Genomic DNA, 21,766 nt, shown 5'->3' with positions numbered 1-21,766 from the left:
GGGCCGGGCAGTTTAACCGAAGTGCATGGGCGGGCGTGTCCCCGCGGACCGATATGCTATGTCCCATGGATTCCATCCCCGCCTCTCCGCGCCCGTCCGACCGTCATGCGCTGATGTTCGGGGCCACGGGAGCGATCGGCGCCTCACTGCTGGCGCGATTGCTCGCTGCAGGCTGGTCGGTCGATGCGCTCTCGCGCGCCCCCCCGCCCGATGGCCCCCGCCTGCGCTGGCATGTGGGAACGTTCGCCGACCTGCCGGCGACGCTGCAGGCCCGGGCAGATGCGATCTTCAGCTGCGGCCCGCTGGACCTGTTCTCACACTGGTACGCGCGGGCGGCAATCGACTGCCCGCGGGTGATCGCGTTCGGATCCACCAGCGACGCGACCAAGCAGGACGCGGCCGATCCCGACGAGCGCGAGCTCGCACAGCGTCTGCGCGACTCGGGGGCGCGCGTATTCACGGCTGCGACCGCGCGCGGGGCGGCGGCGACCCTGTTGCGGCCGACGCTGGTCTACGGCAGCGGCCGCGATCGCAACCTCAGCCGGATCGTGGCGCTCGCCCGGCGCACCGGTCTGTTCGTATTGCCCGCGGATGCGCGCGGTCTGCGCCAGCCGGTGCATGTGGAGGATCTCGCCGGCGCCGCGCATGCCGCTGTCGATGCTGTCTCCGCGCATGGCCGGGCCTATGCGCTGCCCGGCGGGGAAACGCTCGATTACCGGACGATGGTCGCCCGCACGCTCGCCTGCCTCGAGCCGCCGCCGCGATTGTGGATGTTGCCGGGGCCCCTGTTCGACGCCGCCCTGTGGACGGCCCATCGCGCCGGCAAACTGGCCGGGTTGCCGCCCGGTGCGGTCGCACGCATGCGCGAGGACCTGGTCTTCGATGCCGCGCCGGCCAGCGCGGCCTTCGGCTACGCGCCACGTCCGTTTCGGCCCGAGGCCGGAATGTTCGCCAACTGATCTGCCGCCCGCCACAGCCGACAGTGGCGACACTGCCCGCCTCCCGGAGGCCCGGCGGTCGCGGCGCATCGCCGGCGCCGCTCAGGGACCGGCCAGCGGCTCCTCCACCAGCTTGCGTGATTTCTGCAGGGCCCGCAGCGCGATCGCCAGCACTCCGCCGAGCACCATCGCCCCGCCAATCCAGAGACGCGGCCCCGGCCGGTCGCCCCAGAAGGCGATGCCCAGGCCGATCGCCAGCACCGGCACCAGCAGCAACCACGGCGTGACCATCGCCACCGGATAGCGCTGCATCAGCACGTAATAGAGGCCGTGGCCGAGCAGCGAGGACACGAAGGCCGCATAGACCGCGCCACCCCAGCCCGCCCAACCGGCGGTGCCCAGCCGCGCGAAGCCGTCGGGCTCGAACACCAGGCTGATCGCGAGCAGTGGCAGCACGCTGACCACCGCGGTCCAGCCCTGCATGTTCCACATGTCCACGTCGCGCAGGCCCTTCATCAGCACCGTGCCGATCGCCAGCATCAGCGCCGAGGCCAGCATCGTCAGCACGGCCGCGGGATTGCCCAGCACCACCGGATCGAAGCCGAGAACCAGCACGCCGCAGAAGCTGATGCCGATCGCCGCCCCGGTGCGCCAGGCGAACCGCTCGCCCAGCACCGCCCAGGCCAGCAGCGCGGTCATCGGGATGTAGCTCTGCATCACGATCGCCGGCGAGGACAGGTCGGTCGACAGGCGCAGGGCGAGGAAGCTCAGGCCGAAGTGCAGCACGCCGATGCACAGGCACACCGCGATCAGCCGCGGCCATTGGCCCGGCGCAGGGGGCCTGAGCAGCCAGACCAGGGGTACCGCCAGCAGCGCGAAGCGCAGCGCGGAAAACAGGAAGGGCGGAATCTCGCGCAGTGCGCTGGCCGATACCAGGAAATTCAGCGCCCAGGCAACGCAGACGACGAGAACGAGAATGAGATCGCGGGGCGACACGGCGGTACCGGCGAAGCAGGGCGCGCAAGGATCGCATGCCGTCCACGGCCGCCATGAGGCGGCAGAGCGCGAAGGCGGGTCAGTAGCGCCAGCCGAGCCTGCGATAAAGCTTGGCCAGCACCCAGGCCGGGCCGATCAGCAGGTAGACCAGGTCGGTCAGGAAGCTCGGCTTCTGGCCTTCGACCTTGTGGCCGACGAACTGGGCGATCCAGGCGACGACGAACACCGCGACCGCCGACGTCAGCAAGCCGCGCGTGCCCAGTTGCTGGTGCAAGCCCCAGGTCAGGGCCGCCATCAGCACGAACACCGCGAACATGCCGAAGCCCAGCCGCCTGGAGGCGCGCTGGTAGAACCGCCACGCCGCGAACATCGCCAGCGCCGCCCAGATGCCTGGTTTGAAGATCGTGCCGCCGGGAATGCACCACAGCAGCGCGATCACGCTCCACAGGATCGCCGGCACGGCGAAGACGTGGATCCGCTGGTTGGTGTCGTTGCGATGATCGTTCGAATAGCTGGCGAACCAGCGGTCGATCGGTCGGTCGGTAGTCGCGTGCACGGCCATTCCCTCGAAGGGTGTTGGGGTGAGGATAGTCCCAACCGCACGGGTCGGTCCCCACGTCGCCCAAAGCATTACGGCGCGATTCGGTCCTTGGAGGCGCGCATGCTTCTCAACAGCCCAACGGATTGTTCAGCCCGTGGACTCCCGTTTTATCTGCATGAGTCATCGACTTTCTGCTTTCGCAGGAATGGCGAACAGGAGTGTTATTAGGAATAACTCAACCGGTCAGCGGATTGCGAACCCGTTCGCGATGGCCAGCAGGGCGCACTAGCCCGGCGCCACGCGACGGTAGCTGTGATTCCGCAATATTGAGCAGTGCCTGTCTGATCTGGATGTTGCTCGCGCGGAACCCGGCGATCAGCACCCGCTCGATCGGATCATCGATCAGTTCGGCATCCGCGGCGGGAATATCCCCGTCCTTGAGTGTCGCATCACCGCGTCCGGTGGCCAACCACTCGTACGACACGGCCACGGCCTGCGCGATCCGCTGCAGGTGCTTGGACGCGGGAAGCGTGGAGGTGGTGGATTCCCAATTCGAGACTGCGCTACGGGTCACCCCGACTCTCGCTGCCAACTCGGTCTGCGACATGCGTGCTTTCATCCTGGCGTGCCGGATGCGTGTACGAAGCTCCATCTTGTCCCCTGTCCTTGCGCTGTGCGCGATGTCCGTTGTCCCAGGCTTGGGGTCCCCGACGGCCGCGTCACCCTATCCAATGCGACATATTGCGGCAACTGCCAGTGACGCTGGCACGTCAGCAACATTGGCGAAACTTGTCCGCTGCGCTGTCAGTGCGAGCACGAAGACGCGTGACTTGGGCGCAGCCGCGCCCTAATGCCAGCAGGACTGACGCGAACACGCCGGATCACCGCTTGCGGCGTCGCGGTGGGTCATCGATGGTGTGGCCCGTTCGGCCATGGTAGGCATCGGAAACAGACATGACGCAAGCGCTTTTCCGCAGGGAAGTCCTCGAAGCAAGGCGCAGAGGTTGGCTGGGCGGTATCTCGCTTGCCCAGCCGCTGCGCTTGTGGTGGCTGACCTTGGCGGCCGGGCTGGTGGCACTCACGGTCGTGCTGTTCCTGCTGCTGGGCAGCTACACCCGGCGCTCGACGGTCGTGGGGCAACTGGTGCCTTCGCAGGGCCTGGCGACGGTGCTGGCGCCGGCGACCGGCGTCGTCGGCCGCATCGACGTGCCCGAAGGCGGGATCGTCACCGAAGGCCAGACCCTCGCCGTCATCGCAGTGCCGCGCGCCACGCTCGCCGACGGGGATACTTTGGTCGCACTGGCGCAGCGCCTGGAGCGCAGGCGCGACGGGTTGCAGGACGCCCAGGCCGCGCAGCGGCAACTGCTTGATGCGCAGCAGGGCGGGCTGCGCAACCAACTGGCAGCCGCCGAGCGCGAACTCGCCCAGGTCGAAGCCGAGGTCGCCACCCGGCAGGCGCAGGTCCGTATCGCCGACGAATCCCTGCAGCGCCTGCGCCAGCTCGAGGACAGCCGCTACGTCAGCCAGTTGCAGATCCAGGAGCAGGAATCAAGCGTGCTGTCCCGGCAGGGCGAGACGCAGGCCCTGCAGCGCCAGGCGATCGCAACCCGCAGGACGATTGCCCAGTTCCGCCAGGCGCTGCACGAGCTGCCCGGCCAGGAGCGCGCCATCGAGGCCGGTTACCAGCGCGACCTGGCCCTCCTTGAACAGGAGCAGGTGGAAGTCCAGGCCCGCGGCGCGCTGGCGGTGGTCGCGCCGGTCGGCGGCGTGGTCTCGGCGCAGCTCGCCAAGCCGGGGCAGTCGGTGCAGGCCGGCCAGCCCCTGCTCAGCCTATTGCCGGGCGACGGTGCGCTGGAGGCCGAGCTGCTGGTGCCCAGCCGGGCCATCGGCTTTGTCACGCCGGGCGACACCGTGCTGCTGCGCTATCAGGCCTATCCACACCAGAAGTTCGGCCATCACCGCGGAAGGGTGTCGCGGATCAGCCGCAGCGCGCTCGGTCCGGTCCAGACCGTTGCCGGCAATGCACAGCAGACTGAACCTCTGTACCGCGTCACAGTCGCGCTCACAAAGCAGGCCGTGACTGCCTACGGAAACGAGGAGCCGCTTCGGCCGGGAATGCTGCTGGATGTCGACATCCTCGGCGAGCGCAGGAGACTAATCGAGTGGGTGTTCGAGCCGCTGTATTCACTCAAGGGGAAAGTGGGAAATGGTTGAATTTTAATGCAGCTGACAGATTCCCGGGTGTGTTCCCGGTGCCATGGCGCAGGGTCTGCGTCGATAAGGAGGGGTGATAGTGCGTGATCTAACTCTAGGTGAAGTTGAACTTGTCGATGGGGCGAGTTTTGGAGAAGCCATGGCGGCCGGTGGTGCTGGTGCCGGCGGAGCGCTTGCAATCGCAGCTCTTGCCAGCGGTCCCACCGCAGGTGTGGGTGGAGCACTGGTGCTGCTTGGCGGCTTTGCCGGCGGCGTGGCGTTGTATTATTTGACTGCCTAATGGAGAAAAATTATGCGTGAGATTAATATACAGGAGATTGAGCTCGTTGACGGTGCTTCATTGGACGGTGCTATGACAGTTATTGGCGCTGCCATGGTCGGAGCCGCAGTCGGTACTATGGTCGGAGGGCCGATCGGCACGATCGCCGGCGCTATTTCGGCGGGCGGGCACGCTTTTGTTATTTGGAATGTAATGAATTAAGGTTTCGATCCCAAGGAAGGGCGGCCTTCCTTGGGATATTCAGGAGAATGTAATGAATTTTACGAAAATGCACATATGGATTCCTGCATTAATCGCGGTGATATTCTTGGGGTGGGGTGTTTCAGTCAATCGTCCATCTGCAGTATTCTTTTCAGTAGCGATGTTTTTTGGAATTGCTGTAGTGATGCTTCGAGGAGATAAAAAGAACTGAGAATATCTGAAGATAAAGCGGAGTCGGGTTAGCTTCTATAGAAGCACAGGGCTCTGGAGCTTAATCAAAACGTAGCGGGCCAGGTTAATTTATGCGGGTAAATGGTCATTTTCACTTTCATCGGAACGCGGTTGATGGAATTGAAGTTCACCCTTTTGTGGGCGTTTCAGGGCCAGTTTGACTCATTGATCATGCGCGAATATTAGATTTCGATGTGACGCTAAAAAAGGAATTCCTGGATGAAGCTGTCTTTGGTGCGCAACTGCGCACTGGTGTTGTTCCTGTCGCTGCACGCCTCGGCGTTGGCGAATGTCCCCGCATTGCCCGCAAGCATCGCCACCAGCCCCTGCGTCGAAGGCATCTGCGAATACCACCTGGAGAACGGCCTGCGCGTGCTGCTGTTCCCGGACGCCACCAAGCCCACGGTGACGGTGAACCTGGTCTACGGCGTCGGCTCGGTACACGAGAACTACGGCGAGACCGGCATGGCGCACCTGCTGGAGCACCTGCTGTTCAAGGGCACGCCGGCGCAGGCGGACATCCCCGGCGAGATGAAGAAGCGTGGGATCGGCTACAACGCCACCACCGGGCTGGACCGCACCAACTACTTCGCCTCGTTCCCGGCCGACGACGCCACGCTCGACTGGATGTTGGCGCTCGAAGCCGACCGCATGGTCAATTCCCGCATCGCGCAGGCCGATCTCGATAGCGAGATGACGGTGGTGCGCAACGAGCTGGAAGCAGGCGAGAACAATCCCGCGGGCGTGCTGCTGCAGCGCGTGCGCAGCGTGGCCTTCGACTGGCACAACTACGGCAACCTGCCGATCGGCGCGCGCTCCGATGTGGAGGGCGTGCCGCTGGCCAACCTGCGCGCGTTCTACGCGCGCCATTACCAGCCGGACAACGCGTTGCTGGTCGTCGCCGGGCGCATCGACGCGGCGACGGTGCTGCCGCGCATCGAGGCGCATTTCGCCCCCCTGGCGAAGCCCGCACGCACGCTGCCCGGTTTCCACACCGCCGAGAATCCGCAGGATGGCGAGCGCGAGGTCACCGTGCGCCGCGCAGGCGACCTGCAGGTGGTCGCGGCGGTCTATCACACGCCCGCGCTGGCGCATCCCGACAACGCCGCATTGGCGGTGCTGGCCAACGTGCTGGGCGACACCCCGCGCGGTCGCGTCCACAAGGCATTGGTCGAAACCAAGCTGGCCGCGGTCGGCGGAGCCGGCAGCGAAGGCATGCGCGATCCGGGGCTGTTCAGCCTGATTGCCGCGCTGCCCGGCGACGGCGACGGCGCCGCAGTGGAAGCGGAGCTGCTGCGCCAAGCCGAGCGGATCGCCGAGCACCCGGTCAGCGAACAGGAAGTCGCCGAGGCCAGGCAACGTCTCGCCAATGCCACCGAGCGGCTGCTGACCGACGTCAATGCGGTGGGCATGGCGTTGTCGGAGTCGCAGGCCGCGGGCGACTGGCGCCTTCTGTTCGTGCAGCGTGACGCCGTCGCCCGGGTCACGGCGGCGGACGTGAACCGCGTCGCCGCCGCCTATCTGAAACCGAGCAACCGCACGCTGGGGCGGTTCGTGCCCACGCTGCAGCCGGATCGCGCGGTGATCGCCGCCGCGCCCGCGGTGGCGACGCTGGTCGATGGCTATGTGGGCCAGGCCGCGGTGGAGGCGGGCGAGACCTTCGACCCCACGCCGTCCAACATCGCCGCACGCGCGCAGACCTTCACCCTCGGCGACGGACTGCGGGTCTCGCTGCTGCCGAAGACCACGCGCGGCGGCACCGTCGTGGTGGATGCCACGTTCCGCTTCGGCGACGAGAACGCGATCACCGGACGCACGGATGCCGGCGGCTGGGTGGCGCCGATGCTGATGCTCGGCAGCACGAGCCTGAGCCGCGAGCAGATCGCGACGCGCTTCGATGCGCTGCGCACGCAGGCGCAGATTGGCGGGTCCGCGCAGAGCGTGCAGCTCAAGCTGCTGGGCCGCCGCGACACCGTGGCGGACGCGCTGGCGCTGGCGGCGGACGTGCTGCGCAACCCGGCGTTTCCGGAAAGCGAGTTCGAGCAGCTGCGCCTGCAGGCGGTCACCGGTCTGGAATTCCAGCGCAGCGAGCCCGGCGCCGTAGCCGGCATCGCACTCGCGCGGCATTTCGATCCCTGGCCCAAGGGGCATCCGCTACACGTCGATGATCTGGATACATCGCTGGCGAAGATCCGGGCGATGACGCTCGACGACGTGCGCGCCTATCACGCGGACATCTACGGCACATCGATTGGCGAGATCGCGATCGTCGGCGACTTCGATGCGGATGCGGTCAGGGCCCAGCTCGAGACCCTGTTCGCCGGCTGGAAGGCCGACGTGGACTATGCGCCGATCCGCTCTCGCTACACGGATGTGAACGCCGAGCGCGCGAGCTTCAGCACGCCGGACAAGCCCAATGCGGTGGTGCTGGCGCGGCACAATCTGTCGCTGAACCTGATGGACGAGGATTTCATCGCCCTCAGCATTGCCAACGTCATTCTCGGCGGCGATCCACTGAAGGCGCGCCTGGGCGACCGCCTGCGCCAGCGCGACGGCCTGACCTACGGCGTGACCAGCGGCCTGAGCGAGGACAACAGCCGCGAGGGTCGCGATGACAACGGCCATCTGGTCATCCAGGCCATCGCCGCGCCGCAGAACGTGGCGAAGGCGGAGGCCGCGATCCGCGAGGAATTCGCGCGCCTGGTGCAGGGCGGCGTGACCGAACAGGAGGTCCGTGACGCGGTGTCCGGCCGGCTGGTGGCCCGCAGGAACGGTCGGGGCGAGGACGCGGTCGTGGCGGGCATCGCCACCAAGCATCTGCAATTCGGTCGCGACTGGGCATTCGAAGCCGCGCGCGACGCCGCCTATGAAGCCCTGACGGCCGAACAGGTCAACGCCGCCATCCGCAAGCACTTCAGGCCCGACAACTTGAGCGTGTTCGTGGCGGGCGATTTCAAGGAATGAACTTCCAGGCCGGTGACTGCTTCGACGGCCCCCGGTCCGGACACCGGAAGACAACGGCTTGAGAACGATCCTGCAATCCGAGGCCGCCGAGTGCGGCCTCGCGTCCCTAGCGATGGTGGCCGATGCCCACGGCCTGCATACCGGACTGGCGGACCTGCGCCGCCGCTTTCCGCTTTCGCTCAAGGGGGCCAAGCTCAACCAGCTGATCCACATCGCCCAGCAAATCGGGTTCCAGACGCGGCCCTTGCGCCTGGACATGGAGCATCTTGGGCAGCTGAAGCTGCCGTGCATCCTGCATTGGGACCTCAATCACTTCGTCGTGCTGGCGAAGGTCGGCCGATCGAAGGTCACGATCCTCGATCCGGCGCTCGGGGAGCGGACGCTGGCGCTTCCGGAGGTGTCCGAACACTTCACCGGCGTGGCCCTGGAGCTGGTGCCCGGTCACGCGTTCAAGCCGCAGAAGGCGGCGCCCTCGGTCTCGGTGCGGCAACTGACGGGCCCAGTACGGGGGCTGTGGCGCGCGCTGGCGCAGATCCTGCTGCTGTCGGTCGCGCTGCAGGTGTTCGTGGTATTGGCGCCGTTCTACATGCAGTGGGTTGTGGACCAGGTGCTGGTGTCCGCCGACCGCGACCTGCTGACGGTGCTCGGCCTCGGCTTCGGACTGGCGCTGCTGCTGCAGGTCGGTATTGGGCTGCTGCGCGGCTGGTCGGTCGTCTATCTGTCCGCGAGGCTCGGACTGGACTGGATGGGCAACGTGTTCGCGCATCTGCTGCGGTTGCCGCTGGATTTCTTCGAAAAGCGCCACCTGGGCGACGTGACCTCGCGCATGTCTTCAGTGCAGGCGATCCAGCGCACGCTGACCACCAGCTTCGTCGAGGCGATCATCGACGGCCTGATGGCGGTGGTGACGCTGGCGCTGATGCTGGTCTACAGCTGGAAACTGGCGCTGGTGACGCTGCTGGCGGTGGCGCTGTACCTGGGGATCCGCTGGCTGGCCTACCGGCCGGTGCGCGACGGTACCGAGAAACAGCTGGTGGCGGCGGCAAAGCAGCAGACCCACCTGCTGGAATCGCTGCGCGGCATGCAGAGCCTGAAGGTGGCGGGCGAGGAGTCGGGCCGGCGGTCCACCTACCAGAACCTGATGGTCGATACCGTCAACCACGAGGTCGGGCTGGCGCGCATGGGGCTGGGCTTCAATACCGCCAGCCAGCTGGTGTTCGGCGTCGAGCGCGTCGCGGTGATCTGGATCGGCGCGGTGCTGGCGATGCAGAACGTGTTCTCGGTGGGCATGCTGATTGCCTACCTGGCCTACAAGGACCAGTTCGCCGGGCGCATGGCGGCGCTGATCGACAAATGGGTGGAGTTCCGCATGCTCCGGCTGCATGGAGAGCGCCTGGCCGACATCGTGCTCACGCCGCCCGAGGATGTGCGCGAGCTGACCGAGCTCCCGCCGCCGCCAGACACGCGTATCGAGGTGGAGAACCTGTCGTTCCGCTACGGCGAGGGCGAGCCGTGGGTGCTAAAGGACTGCAGCTTCGCCGTGGAGCCCGGCGAATCGGTCGCGATCGTTGGCGCGTCGGGCTGCGGCAAGACCACCTTGGTCAAGCTGATGCTGGGCCTGCTGGAGCCCACCGGGGGCGCGATCCGCATCGGCGGCTACGATCTGCGCAAGGTCGGCCCACGCAACGTACGCGCCATCGTCGGCGCGGTGATGCAGGACGACCAGCTGTTCGCCGGAAGCATCGCGGACAACATCGGCTTCTTCGACCAGGAGTACGACCAGGCCCGGATCGAGGCGGCGGCGCGGCTGGCGGCCGTGCACGAGGAGATCGCGGCGATGCCGATGGGCTACCACAGCCTGATCGGCGACATGGGCAGTTCGCTGTCGGGCGGCCAGAAGCAGCGGGTGATCCTGGCGCGCGCGCTATACCGCAATCCGAAGCTGCTGTTCCTGGACGAGGCGACCAGCCACCTCGACGTGACCAACGAGCGTGCCGTCAACGAGGCAGTGAAGCGGCTCGATCTAACCAAGGTGATCGTGGCCCACCGGCCTGAGACCATCGCCAGCGCGGATCGCGTGCTGGTGGTGGGCGATGGGCGGATCGTGCAGGAGCTGCGGCCGCAGGCGCAGGCTTCGCAGGAGATGGATCCGGAGCCGGCGTAAGGAATGACGCCGGTGGATCTGCAGGTCGTTCCTCAATCCACCGAAATGCCGGCCAGTCGATGCAGCGCTTCGGCATATCGCGCGCGGGTGCGCGCGATCACCTCGGCCGGCAAACGCGGCCCCGGCGCGGTCTTGTCCCAGTCCAGTGTTTCCAGGTAATCGCGGACGATCTGCTTGTCGTAGCTCGGCGGGCTGGAGCCGACCTGGTATTCGTCGGCGGGCCAGTAGCGCGAGGAGTCCGGGGTCAGCATTTCGTCCATGACGTAGAGGCGGCCGTCGGCGTCGGTGCCGAACTCGAACTTGGTGTCGGCCAGGATGATGCCGCGCTCGGCCGCGTGGGCAGCGGCATGGGCGTACAGGCGCAGGGTAGCGTCGCGGACCTGCTCGGCCAGATCGGCGCCGATGCTGTGGACCATCGTGTCGAAATCGATGTTCTCGTCGTGGTCGCCGACCGCCGCCTTGGTCGACGGGGTGAAGATCGGTTGCGGCAGCTGCTCGGCCTGGCGCAGGTCGCCGGGCAGGGGGATGCCGCTGACCCGACCGGTGCGCTGGTAGTCCTTCCAGCCGCTGCCGATCAGGTAACCGCGCGCGATCGCCTCCACCGGCACCGGCTTGAGCTTCATCGCGACCACCGAGCGCTTGGCATACAGCGCCGGGTCGACACCGTCCGGCAGCACGCTGGCGACATCGATGCCGGTCAGGTGGTTGGGCATCAGGGCCGCGGTGCGATCGAACCAGAAGTTGCTGATCTGGCAGAGCATTTCACCCTTGCCGGGAATCGGGTCGGGCAGCACGACGTCGAAGGCGCTGAGGCGGTCGGTGGCGACGATGAGCAGGCGTTCGTCGCCGAGCTCGAACACGTCGCGGACCTTGCCGCGGTGACGCAGGTGGAGGCCGGGAAGGTTCGCTTCGAGCAGGGTCGTCGACACGGTTGACATCCGGGTGGATCGCAAGCGGCCGGCAAGTGTAGTGCGAACCGTGGCCCGTTGCAGCGGGGTCGGCGCGCTGGTCCGGACGCGTGCTTCCCGGCGCCCGGCTACACTGCCGGCATGCGTCGCTGGTACGGAAAACTGCTGGGCTTCATCGCCGGATGGCTGCTGATGCGCCACCCGGCGGGCGGCATGATCGGCCTGGTGATCGGACATGCGTTCGATGCGGGCTGGCTGGCGCCGCGGCGCCACAAGGATCACCAGGCGCTCGGGGTGCCGCCCGAGGCGAGCCAGGCCGAGATCGACCAGGCCTATCGCAAGCTGATTTCGCAATACCATCCCGACCGCGTCGCCCGCGCCGCGCCCGAACTGCGCGCCCGGGCGGAGGCGCGCGCCGCGGAACTCAACGCGGCCTACGACCGCCTGCGCCGCGGCCGCGACGGACGCAAGCGGCGCCGTTGAGAGGGGCGCCAGTGCGCGCCCGCACAGTGCGCGGTCGACGACCGCCGTATGCCCTTCCGGTGCTCCATGGCGGGCACGAGCTGCGCGATAGCGCACCGACTGCACGGGCCGTGCCCTGCCATACGCGAGCCGGTATGCCGGCGCGTGCCCGCGCCCCGATCACTCGGCCACGCTGGCGGAACAGGCTCGCCAGCTGAGCCATCGAGGACCGCCGCGGCGGTCCGGTGGTCGATGTCCCCGCCGCTTGCGGCCATCCCGTGGATTGCAGCGCACTGAACCATCGAGTGACGGACGATGCGCCGGAACGGCTGCAGGATGAACGCGGCCGCCCAGCCCGGCACACCTGCAAAGACCCCGCCACCGCGGGCCTGCCGCAGCCGCGGCCTTAGAATGACGGGATGCGGCCGGCAAGGCCGCGTTCCTTTCACCGCCGGGATCCGCCCATGCAATCCGCCGTCATCGCACCCTCCATCCTGTCCGCGAATTTCGCCCGCCTCGGCGAGGAGGTCGACAACGTGCTCGCGGCCGGGGCCGACTGGGTGCATTTCGACGTGATGGACAACCACTACGTCCCCAACCTGACGATCGGCCCGCTGGTCTGCGAAGCCCTGCGCAAGCATGGCGTGACCGCGCCGATCGATGTGCACCTGATGGTCGAGCCGGTCGACCGGATCGTGCCGGACTTCGCGCAGGCCGGCGCTTCGCTGATCAGCTTCCATCCAGAAGCCAGCCGGCACGTGCATCGCACGATCCAGCTGATCAAGGCCGAGGGCTGCCTGGCCGGACTCGTGCTCAACCCGGCCACGCCGCTCGAAGTGCTCGACTACGTGCTCGAGGACCTCGACATGGTGCTGCTGATGTCGGTCAACCCGGGCTTCGGTGGACAGGCGTTCATTCCATCGACCCTCGACAAGCTGCGCCAGGTGCGCGCGCGCATCGACGCCATCGGCAAGCCGATCCGCCTGGAGATCGATGGCGGCGTGAAGCCGGAGAACATCGGCGCGATCGCTGCCGCGGGCGCCGACACCTTCGTCGCCGGATCCGCGATCTTCGGCAAGCCCGATTACCGCGCCGTGGTCGACGCGATGCGAAGCGAGATCGCGCGCGCCGTCACGACGCGCGCGTAGGCGGAACGCTGGCGGTCACGCCGCGCGCGTTGAAGCCCCCGCGGTCATCCGGAGACTGCGACCCGGGCGACCCCGGGCGACCTCGGGCCGCACCTGACACGGCCGCAACCGCGATCCGGCCCTGCGGGATCACGAAGGTCCAGTCCCCCTCCGCCGTTCGTCCCTGCGATGGCCTGCATCCGGGCCGCGGGTGATCATCCCGAGACACCGGCGTGATGGCGCGTTAACGGTGGCCGCAGCAGGTTCCGCTACGCTCCGCGCCACCTCCCCCCGCGCGCCCGACCGTATGTCCCCACCGCACTGGCGCCTGATCCTCAACGGCAAATCCGCGGGCAACGAGGCCGTGCGCGAAGCGGTCACGTCGATGCGCGAGCGCGGCGTGCGCATCGACGTCCGGGTGACCTGGGAGCCCGGTGACGCGGAGCGCTACGTCGCCGAGGCCCTGGCCGATGGCGTGGACACCGTTGTGGCCGCCGGCGGCGACGGCACGCTCAATGCGGTGGCCGCGGTGCTCGCCGCGCAGAGCGCGAGCGCTGCGCAGCTGCCTTCGCTTGCCGTCCTGCCCCTCGGTACCGCCAACGATTTCGCCACCTCGGCCGGCATACCCCTGGAACCCCTCCCTGCGCTGGCCCTGGTCAGGGACTCGCCTGCGGCGGCGATCGACGTGCTTCGGGTCGAAGCTGACGGCGTCGTGCACTGGTGCGTCAATCTGGGCTCGGGCGGCTTCGGCACGAAGATCACCGTGGAGACGAACGCCGGGCTCAAGAAGGTGCTCGGAGGCCTGGCCTACTTCATCACCGGTCTGTCGCGGATCGGCCAGATCGAGCCCATCCACGCGCGTCTCCACGGAGCCGGCTTCGCCTGGGAGGGTGGCTTCATCGCACTGGGCATCGGCAACGGCCGTCAGGCCGGCGGCGGCCAGGCGCTGTGCCCGGATGCACATGTCGACGACGGCCTGATCGACGTCACCGTGGTCCCCGAGCTGGAAGGCGAACTGCTCGCCACGCTGCGTACGGCATTGACCGAAGGCAAGGTGGCGGCGCTCGACCAGGTGGCCGTGCGCACGCAGCTGCGGACGGTCGTGATCGAAGCGGCGGCGCCGATGGTGCTCAACCTCGACGGCGAGCCATGCGAGGCGCGGCATTTCGCGATCGCCTGCGTGCCGGGGCGCCTGCGCATGCACCTGCCGGAGGGGTGTGCACTGCTGCACGGCTCCGGTCAGACGCTCGAGGCGGCCCGTCGCGCATCCGCGTCCGAGCCGCTACAGTAGCCCCCATGCGCACGCCCGCTCACCCGCATTTCCTGTTCCTCGACGCCGGCTGGCGATGGTGGCGTACTGCCTCCGTCGCCCCCGTTGTTCCGACTGTCCAGGAAATGCCGCGTGATCACGCAGACCGAGTTCCAGCACTACGCCGCTGACGGCCACACCCACGTTCCCGTGGTCCGCGAGGTCCTGAGCGACCTCGATACGCCGCTTTCGGTCTATCTCAAGCTCGCCGACGGCCCGCATACCTATCTCTTCGAATCGGTCGAGGGCGGCGAACGTTTCGGGCGCTATTCGATCATCGGCCTGCCCGCCGAGCGCGTGTACGCCTTCCACGGCCACACGCTGACGGTGCGCGAACACGGCGAGGTCATCGAGACGCGCGAGGTCGACGATCCCTTCGCCGAGGTGGAACGCCTGCGCACGGGGCATTCGGTGCCGCAGATCGAAGGCCTGCCGGGCTTCACCGGCGGCCTGGTCGGCTGGTTCGGCTTCGAGTGCATCGAATACATCGAACCGCGTCTGCGCAACGGCGTACGCGCAGACGTGCGCGATGAACTCGGCACGCCCGACATCCTGCTGATGCTGAGCACCGAGGTCGCGGTGTTCGACAACCTCAAGGGCCGCCTGTATCTCGTGGTCCACGCCGATACCGGCGAACCGCAGGCCTGGGTACGTGCGAACCGCCGGCTCGATGCCCTGACCCACCGCCTGCGCCAGGCCGGCGCCGGGTATCCGGAAACGCTGCAGCCCGCTGCGCTCGACGAATCCGATTTCCTGTCGGGATTCACCCGCGAAGGGTTCATCGACGCCGTCGCCAAGACCAAGGAATACATCGCCGCCGGCGACGCCTTCCAGGTCGTGCTGTCGCAGCGCATGTCGGTGCCGTTCCAGGCGCGGCCGGTGGACGTGTATCGCGCGCTGCGCGCGTTGAATCCGTCGCCCTACATGTACTTCCTCGACGTCGGCGGCACCCAGGTCGTCGGCTCGTCGCCGGAAATCCTCGTGCGCCTCAAGGACGGCGAAGTCACCGTGCGCCCGATCGCCGGCACGCGTCCGCGCGGCGAGACGGCGGCGCAGGATCTCGCGCTGGAAGCCGAGCTGCTGGCCGATCCCAAGGAGCGCGCCGAGCATCTGATGCTGATCGACCTGGGTCGCAACGATGTCGGCCATGTGTCGAGCGCCGGCACGGTGGAAGTGGGCGAGCGCTTCGTCATCGAGCGCTACAGCCATGTCATGCACATCGTCAGCGAGGTCACGGGGCGACTGAAGGATGGCCTGAGCTATACCGACGTACTGCGCGCGACGTTCCCGGCCGGCACCGTCAGCGGCGCGCCGAAAGTGCGCGCGCTGGAGATCATCCGCAGCCTCGAGCCGGTCAAGCGCAACGTGTACTCGGGAGCAGTCGGTTACATCGGCTGGCACGGCGACGCCGACACCGCGATCGCGATCCGCACCGCGGTGATCCAGGACGGCCGCCTCTACGTGCAGGCCGGCGCCGGCATCGTCCATGACTCGGATCCCGAGATGGAATGGGCCGAGACCATGAACAAGGGCCGCGCGCTGTTCCGCGCGGTCGCGCAGGCGGCTAAGGGCCTGTGAATTCCACGAAGGGTAACCACCGATGACAACTGGCATCTCCTCCAGGGTGCTGCTCGCAGCGCTCGCGTTTTGTGGCACCACCGCCGCATCGGCCGACGACGCCACGCGGGTGACCCGCGATGCCGATGCGATCGTGTACGTCGGAGAACTGTCCGCGGCCGCGAACAGCGAGGTCCAAGCGATCCTCGACGCTGAACCCGGTGTCCAGTGGCTGCATATCACCTCGGGTGGCGGCGAGGTGAACCTGGGGATCGACCTCGGCGAGCTCGTGCGCGCGCGTGGCCTGAACATCAAGGTGGTCGACTACTGCGCATCGTCCTGCGCGAACTATGTCTTCCCGGCAGGGCGTCGCAAGCTCCTGCCAGCGGACACCGCGGTGGTCTGGCACGGGTCGACCCTGCAGGCCGGCGTGGGCGACCCCGACCGCATGGATCTCGCTGAGGCCGAAGCGCAGCTCGGCCGTGCGTTCACTGGCGAGGAGAAAGCCCAGCTCGCCGCGCAGATGCGCAGCTATTTCGAGGGCATCACGCGCAGGCAGGACGCCCTGTATCGTGCGCTCGGCATCGACCAGCGGATCACCGTGTTCGGGCAGGACATCGGTTGCGACTGCGAGTGGACGATCTCCGCAGCCGACATGGCGCGCTTCGGCGTCACCGGCGTCGAGGCCGCCGACGGGTATGGCGGCCACCTCGCCCCGAAGGGCAAACCCATCAGGCTGCTGCGGCTGGATGACCATCCGGCATACGCCGCAGCCCTTGATACACGCGTGGGCGCCGCGCCGACGCCCGCGCCGTCGCCGCTGCCGGGCACGACGCCGTGATGCTCCCGCTCCCCGCCTGCCCGGAAGCCGCTCCATGCTGTTGATGATCGACAACTACGACAGCTTCACCTGGAACCTCGTGCAGTATCTGCAGGCGCTGGGCGCCGAGGTGCGGGTGGAGCGCAACGACGCGTTGTCGGTCGATGCCATCGCCAGGCTCGCGCCCGAGCGCATCGTGATCTCGCCAGGCCCATGCACGCCCAACGAAGCCGGCGTATCGCTGGAACTCATCGAGCGCCTCGGCGCGACGACGCCGATCCTCGGCGTGTGTCTCGGTCATCAGGGCATCGGCCAGGCCTACGGCGGCAAGGTGATCCGTGCGCAGCGGATCATGCACGGCAAGACCTCGGCGATCCGCCACGATGGTCGCGGTGTGTTCGCCGGTTTGCCGGATGGCTATGAAGCGACGCGTTATCACTCGCTCGTCGTGGAGCAGTCGTCGTTGCCGGCATGCCTCGAAGTTACGGCATGGACGGAGAACGACGACGGCAGCCGCGAGGAGATCATGGGGCTGCGCCATCGCAGCCACCCGGTCGAAGGCGTGCAGTTCCACCCCGAGTCGATCCTGACCGAGCATGGGCATGCGCTGCTGAAGAACTTTCTCGAGCGTTGACGGCGCCTTCATCCCGGCACGGGCCGGGCTTTGAGCCCTGCCGCGGGCCGGGCGCTCGTAAAGGCGCATCGAGCGAGCCACTTGATCCCGGCGTTCGCCGGGGCTGACGCGCAGAACGAACGACTCCCCCAAGAACCGACGAACCCACACGCATGCCCATCACCCCCAACGAAGCCCTGCAACGCACCATCGAGCACCGCGAGATTTTCCGCGACGAGATGGTCGATCTGATGCGCCAGATCATGCGCGGCGAAGTTTCGCCGCTGATGACCGCTGCGATCCTCTCGGGCCTGCGGGTCAAGAAGGAAACCGTCGACGAGATCGCCGGTGCCGCCCAGGTCATGCGCGAGTTCGCGTTGCCGGTTCCCGTCGCGGATGCGGATCGCGCGCATCTGGTGGACATCGTCGGCACCGGCGGCGATGGCGCGCATACCTTCAACATATCGACCGCGAGCATGTTCGTGGTCGCGGCGGCGGGGGCGAAAGTCGCCAAGCACGGCAACCGCAGCGTTTCGTCGAAGTCGGGCAGCGCCGACGTGCTCGAGGCGCTGGGAGCGCGCATCGACCTGCGGCCCGGCGATGTCGCGCGCTGCATCGCCGAGACCGGCATCGGCTTCATGTTCGCGCCGGTGCACCATCCGGCGATGCAGGCCGTCGCGCCGGTGCGCCGCGAAATGGGCGTGCGCACCATCTTCAACATCCTCGGGCCCCTGACCAATCCCGCCGGCGCGCCGAACATCCTCATGGGCGTGTTCCATCCCGACCTCGTCGGCATCCAGGTCCGGGTGCTGCGCGAACTCGGCGCCGAGCGCGCGCTGGTGGTCTGGGGCCGCGACGGCATGGACGAGATCTCGCTCGGCGCCGGCACCCTGGTCGGCGAACTGCGCGATGGTGAAGTGCGCGAATACGAGATCCATCCGGAGGATTTCGGCATCGCGATGGCGGCCAGCCGCAATCTGCGCGTCGAAAACGCCGACGCGTCCAAAGCGCTGGTGCGCCAGGCGCTCGACGGCACCGCCGGGCTAGCGCAGGACATCGTCTGTCTCAACGCCGGCGCGGCGCTGTATGTGGCCGGGCGCTGCGCGTCGATCGGGGACGGTGTGGCACTCGCGCGGCGCACGGTCGCGTCCGGCGCCGCGCTGCAGCGGCTTGAGGCATTCGTCCAGGCGACGCAGGCTGCGGCCTGACGTCGTGGGTGGCTTGGCATCGCGCGGCGACGCCGCGTATGCTGAATGCGACGCAAGGATGCTGACTCCGCCGCTCGCGGCCCGAAGAAGCGATCCGCCGAATGAATGAATCCGCGTTGCTCCGGCCTCCGTATTACGTCGCCATCCTCCGTTACCGCCGCAACGGCGAGGATGCGGCCGGCTATGAGGACGCGCGTCGCGAGATGTTCGAGATGGCGCGCCTGCAACCGGGCTTTCTGGGCGTGGAAGCGATCGGCGACGTGAATGGCGACGGCGTGACCATGAGTTACTGGACCGACGAGGCCTCGATCCGCGCGTGGCGCGCGCACGACGAGAAGGGCGTGATCTGCGAGAAGAACCGCCGCGGCTGGTATGACCGCTATGTGCTGCAGGTCGCGCGCGTGGAACGTGCGTACGGCTGGTCGCACGAGGCCGGCGACGGTGGTGACGCGCAGGCCCCGGCGACACGCTGATCAGACCCCGGCGGCGGCGCCTGCGGTATCGTGGGCGCCCTGTCCGACCGGCGCACGCGCCGGCCCATGGTGCCGAACTTGAACGACGTCCTGCAGCGCATCCTTGCGCGCAAACAAGAAGAAGTCGCCGCGCGGCGCGCTGCGCTGCCCCTGGTCGAGATCGCCGCGCTCGCTGCGGCCGCGCCGCCGGTGCGCGGATTCGCCGCCGCCATCGAGGCGAAGATCGCGGCGGGTGAAGCCGCGGTCATTGCCGAGATCAAGAAGGCCAGCCCGTCGCAGGGTGTGATCCGACCGGATTTCCGCCCGGCGGAGATCGCCCGCAGCTATGCCGCCGGCGGCGCGGCCTGTCTGTCGGTGCTGACCGACGTCGATTTCTTCCAGGGCGACGACGATTATCTGGTGCAGGCGCGCGACGCCTGCACGCTGCCGGTGCTGCGCAAGGACTTCATCGTCGATCCCTGGCAGGTGCACGAGGCGCGTGCACTCGGCGCGGACTGCGTGCTGCTGATCGTTGCCGCGCTCGACGACCGCCAGCTGGTCGAGCTTGCGGAGCTGGCGATGTCGATCGATCTCGACGTGCTGGTCGAGGTGCACGACATCGACGAACTCGAGCGTGCGCTGCAGGTTCCTGCGCCGCTGCTGGGCATCAACAACCGCAGCCTGCGGTCGTTCGAAGTGTCGCTCGACACCACGCTGTCGCTGCGCGACGCGGTGCCGCGCGACCGGCGCCTGGTCACCGAAAGCGGCATCCACACGCGCGAGGACGCAGCCCGCATGCGCGCTGCCGGCATCGATGCTTTCCTGGTCGGCGAAGCCTTCATGCGCGAGCCCGATCCGGGCACCGCGCTGCGCGCGATGTTCGCGCCGCCGGGCGTGGAGCCGGCACCGTCCAGGCCGCCGGTCGATCTGTCGGCGATCGCGATCGCGGCGGTGAAAGCGCCCGCGTCCGCGACCCCCGATGCCGCGGCTGGCGATGCCGATACCCCGGTGGTCGCCCGATTGCTCAAGGACACGGCGGCGAACGAGGCTGCGCGGACCGTGGTCTTCGATTTCGACCACACGCTCTATGACGGGGATTCGGGCACGCATCTCTTTCGTTGGCTGATCACCCGCAGCGCGTGGCGCACGGCGCTGGCGTTGCTGGCCGCGCCGCTGCTCGGGCCGATGATCGCGTTCCTGCCGACGCGCCGCTGGGGCATCTCCGGGTTCGTCTGGATCGGCACGGTGGGCATGCACAGCCGCGGCCTGCTGGACCGGCTGATCGACCGCTACGTTGCCGAAAACGCAGCGCAGATCCGCCCCAAGCTGCTGCCGATCGCGCTGGACGTGCTGCACGCGCATCGCGTCGCCGGGGACAACGTGGTCATCGCGACCGGCGCGCCGCCGGAACTGGCGCGCGCCATTCTTGCCTTCGTCGCGCACGAGGCGGTGCCGGTGGTCGGCACCGCGGTCGGGCCGCGGTTTGGTGCCGTCGTCGCCAGGCGTCACTGCCATGCCGAAGAGAAGATGCGCATGCTGCGCGAGCGCGGATATGGCGCGATCGATATCGCCTACTCCGACTCCTCGGCCGATCTGCCGCTGCTGAAGGCCGCAAGGGCCCCGGTGGTGGTGAACCCCAAGCCCGGCACCATTGCGATGTTCCGGCGCACGCTCCCGCCCGGAACGCCGGTGCTCAACTGGGGCTGCGTGGATCGCGGCGGCGATCCGGTCAAGGCCTCAGGCGGCGAGTAGGGCGCGGCCGATCTGGTAGAGGCTGATCGCCATTACCAGCGTGCCGACCGCCAGCAGGACCCAGCGCTCGCGCACCCGCTTGACGAACAGCGCAGCCAGCGGCGCCGCGGCGACGCCGCCCACCAGCAGACCCAGGATCACGTCCAGGTGCTGGAGACCGATGGTCAGGAAGAACGTCACCGAGATGGACAGCGTGACCAGGAATTCGGCGGCGTTGACCGTACCGATCGTCGTGCGGGCTGCGCCGCCGCGGGCCAGCAGGGTGGAGGTGGCTACCGGGCCCCATCCGCCCCCGCCACTGGCATCGAGCAGGCCGGCGAAGAAGCCCAGCACGGGAACCCGCCGCACCTCGCCCTTCGGCACCAGGCGTCCGGCCGCGCGCAGCAGGATCAGGATCGACAGGACCAGCAGGTAGGCATAGATGAAGGGGCGCAGCGCCTCGCCCGGCAGCTGCGTCAAAACATAGGCGCCGATGCCGCCGCCGACCATGCCGGGCAGGGCCAGACGCAGGAACAGGCGCCGGTCGATATTGCGCATCGCCAGGTGCGACAGGCCCGAAGCCCCGGTCGTGAACACCTCGGCGGTGTGCACGCTGGCGCTGACCGCCGCTGGCGGCAGTCCCAGGCTGAGCAGCACCGACGAGGCCACCAGGCCGAACGCCATGCCGAGCGCGCCGTCGACCAGCTGCGCGGCCAGCCCGATCATCACGAAGAACAGGAATTGGTCGCCAAGTTCCATGCTGGTCGCTCCCGAACGACGGATCAGTCTGCAGGGCGCGGGTGACCGCGGCGTGTGGCGCACCGGCAACGCTCGATCCGCTCGCACGGCCGACGCGCTGTCCTGCAGGCCAGCGCCAATCGCAGGTCTTGGACGGCATCCGCCCCGGGCCCGGGACGCCCGCAGTCCGACGATCGGGTCGGCCGAGCCTCGCAAGCGGCGCCACCACGCGTGCGCGATCGCATCCGGCTCCGGAGTCTCCGGGACGCCCTCGCATGCCGACTATCGGATGCGTCGGCGCGCCGATGCGCC

At 68.1% G+C, this 21,766-nt stretch carries 19 protein-coding genes and 1 pseudogene; 15 read left to right on the top strand and 5 right to left on the bottom strand.

Going from position 1 to position 21,766, the window contains the following annotated elements:
* Positions 1 to 65 precede the first annotated feature (65 nt).
* Entirely contained in the window at positions 66 to 959 is an 894-nt protein-coding gene (locus CNR27_RS15030) for an NAD-dependent epimerase/dehydratase family protein (RefSeq protein WP_096300078.1), read from the top strand.
* Positions 960 to 1,040: 81 nt separating this feature from the next.
* Here CNR27_RS15030 and CNR27_RS15025 read toward each other — a convergent pair whose 3' ends face one another.
* The 3 genes from CNR27_RS15025 to CNR27_RS15015 form a co-directional block, all read right to left on the bottom strand.
* Positions 1,041 to 1,934: a DMT family transporter gene (locus CNR27_RS15025; protein WP_096300076.1), complete on the bottom strand. Its 894-nt coding sequence runs from the start codon at positions 1,932 to 1,934 to the stop codon at positions 1,041 to 1,043.
* A gap of 79 nt (positions 1,935 to 2,013) precedes the next feature.
* Positions 2,014 to 2,496 carry an Mpo1 family 2-hydroxy fatty acid dioxygenase gene (locus CNR27_RS15020; RefSeq protein ID WP_096300074.1) on the bottom strand — a complete coding sequence of 161 codons (483 nt, stop codon included), beginning with the start codon at positions 2,494 to 2,496 and terminating at the stop codon, positions 2,014 to 2,016.
* A 214-nt stretch (positions 2,497 to 2,710) separates the two neighbouring features.
* Entirely contained in the window at positions 2,711 to 3,127 is a 417-nt protein-coding gene (locus CNR27_RS15015) for a helix-turn-helix domain-containing protein (protein ID WP_096300072.1), read from the bottom strand.
* Between the two features lie 302 nt (positions 3,128 to 3,429).
* Here CNR27_RS15015 and CNR27_RS15010 point away from each other — a divergent pair, with 302 nt between their 5' ends.
* The 4 genes from CNR27_RS15010 (at position 3,430) to CNR27_RS15000 (ending at position 10,529) form a co-directional block, all read left to right on the top strand.
* A complete protein-coding gene (locus CNR27_RS15010) occupies positions 3,430 to 4,689 on the top strand; it encodes a beta-barrel domain-containing protein (RefSeq protein ID WP_096300070.1) in 1,260 nt (419 codons plus the stop codon).
* A gap of 533 nt (positions 4,690 to 5,222) precedes the next feature.
* On the top strand, positions 5,223 to 5,381 hold the full coding sequence (locus CNR27_RS15400) for a hypothetical protein (protein WP_157745552.1): 159 nt from the start codon (positions 5,223 to 5,225) through the stop codon (positions 5,379 to 5,381).
* Between the two features lie 239 nt (positions 5,382 to 5,620).
* The gene (locus CNR27_RS15005) at positions 5,621 to 8,365 is read left to right on the top strand and encodes a M16 family metallopeptidase (RefSeq protein ID WP_096300068.1); all 2,745 of its coding nucleotides are present in this window, start codon (positions 5,621 to 5,623) and stop codon (positions 8,363 to 8,365) included.
* Between the two features lie 58 nt (positions 8,366 to 8,423).
* Positions 8,424 to 10,529 (top strand): peptidase domain-containing ABC transporter, encoded by a 2,106-nt coding sequence (locus CNR27_RS15000; protein WP_096300067.1) that lies wholly within the window; start codon positions 8,424 to 8,426, stop codon positions 10,527 to 10,529.
* A gap of 32 nt (positions 10,530 to 10,561) precedes the next feature.
* On the opposite strand, the gene CNR27_RS14995 is transcribed toward CNR27_RS15000, so the two are convergent.
* Positions 10,562 to 11,458 carry a phosphoribosylaminoimidazolesuccinocarboxamide synthase gene (locus CNR27_RS14995; protein WP_096300732.1) on the bottom strand — a complete coding sequence of 299 codons (897 nt, stop codon included), beginning with the start codon at positions 11,456 to 11,458 and terminating at the stop codon, positions 10,562 to 10,564.
* Positions 11,459 to 11,578: 120 nt separating this feature from the next.
* Here CNR27_RS14995 and CNR27_RS14990 point away from each other — a divergent pair, with 120 nt between their 5' ends.
* The 10 genes and pseudogenes from CNR27_RS14990 to CNR27_RS14950 all read left to right on the top strand — a co-directional run bounded on the left by CNR27_RS14990 (position 11,579) and on the right by CNR27_RS14950 (position 20,737).
* Entirely contained in the window at positions 11,579 to 11,920 is a 342-nt protein-coding gene (locus tag CNR27_RS14990) for a J domain-containing protein (protein WP_096300065.1), read from the top strand.
* 398 nt (positions 11,921 to 12,318) lie between these two features.
* A complete protein-coding gene (gene rpe / locus CNR27_RS14985) occupies positions 12,319 to 13,047 on the top strand; it encodes a ribulose-phosphate 3-epimerase (protein ID WP_425435464.1) in 729 nt (242 codons plus the stop codon).
* A gap of 286 nt (positions 13,048 to 13,333) precedes the next feature.
* Positions 13,334 to 14,317 (top strand): lipid kinase YegS, encoded by a 984-nt coding sequence (gene yegS, locus CNR27_RS14980; RefSeq protein WP_096300061.1) that lies wholly within the window; start codon positions 13,334 to 13,336, stop codon positions 14,315 to 14,317.
* Between the two features lie 111 nt (positions 14,318 to 14,428).
* Entirely contained in the window at positions 14,429 to 15,913 is a 1,485-nt protein-coding gene (gene trpE / locus CNR27_RS14975) for an anthranilate synthase component I (RefSeq protein ID WP_096300059.1), read from the top strand.
* Between the two features lie 22 nt (positions 15,914 to 15,935).
* Entirely contained in the window at positions 15,936 to 16,733 is a 798-nt protein-coding gene (locus CNR27_RS14970) for a hypothetical protein (RefSeq protein ID WP_096300057.1), read from the top strand.
* Between the two features lie 34 nt (positions 16,734 to 16,767).
* A complete protein-coding gene (locus CNR27_RS14965; protein WP_096300055.1) occupies positions 16,768 to 17,346 on the top strand; it encodes an anthranilate synthase component II in 579 nt (192 codons plus the stop codon).
* Between the two features lie 152 nt (positions 17,347 to 17,498).
* Positions 17,499 to 18,533, top strand: coding sequence for an anthranilate phosphoribosyltransferase (gene trpD / locus CNR27_RS14960; protein ID WP_096300053.1), 1,035 nt, complete (start codon positions 17,499 to 17,501; stop codon positions 18,531 to 18,533).
* 101 nt (positions 18,534 to 18,634) lie between these two features.
* Entirely contained in the window at positions 18,635 to 19,006 is a 372-nt protein-coding gene (locus CNR27_RS14955; protein ID WP_157745549.1) for an antibiotic biosynthesis monooxygenase family protein, read from the top strand.
* A 78-nt stretch (positions 19,007 to 19,084) separates the two neighbouring features.
* Positions 19,085 to 19,867: pseudogene (trpC, locus tag CNR27_RS15495) on the top strand (indole-3-glycerol phosphate synthase TrpC); the annotation flags it as partial.
* Between the two features lie 138 nt (positions 19,868 to 20,005).
* Positions 20,006 to 20,737, top strand: coding sequence for a haloacid dehalogenase-like hydrolase (locus CNR27_RS14950; RefSeq protein WP_245815824.1), 732 nt, complete (start codon positions 20,006 to 20,008; stop codon positions 20,735 to 20,737).
* Here the strand turns inward: CNR27_RS14950 and CNR27_RS14945 are convergent.
* A complete protein-coding gene (locus CNR27_RS14945; protein ID WP_096300051.1) occupies positions 20,723 to 21,475 on the bottom strand; it encodes a sulfite exporter TauE/SafE family protein in 753 nt (250 codons plus the stop codon). The genes CNR27_RS14950 and CNR27_RS14945 overlap by 15 nt on opposite strands.
* Between the last annotated feature and the right edge of the window lie 291 nt (positions 21,476 to 21,766).

Source organism: Luteimonas chenhongjianii, assembly GCF_002327105.1.
Lineage (GTDB): Bacteria > Pseudomonadota > Gammaproteobacteria > Xanthomonadales > Xanthomonadaceae > Luteimonas > Luteimonas chenhongjianii.
The sequence above is the reverse complement of the archived record's forward strand: the minus strand, read 5'-3'. Positions and strand labels throughout refer to the sequence as shown.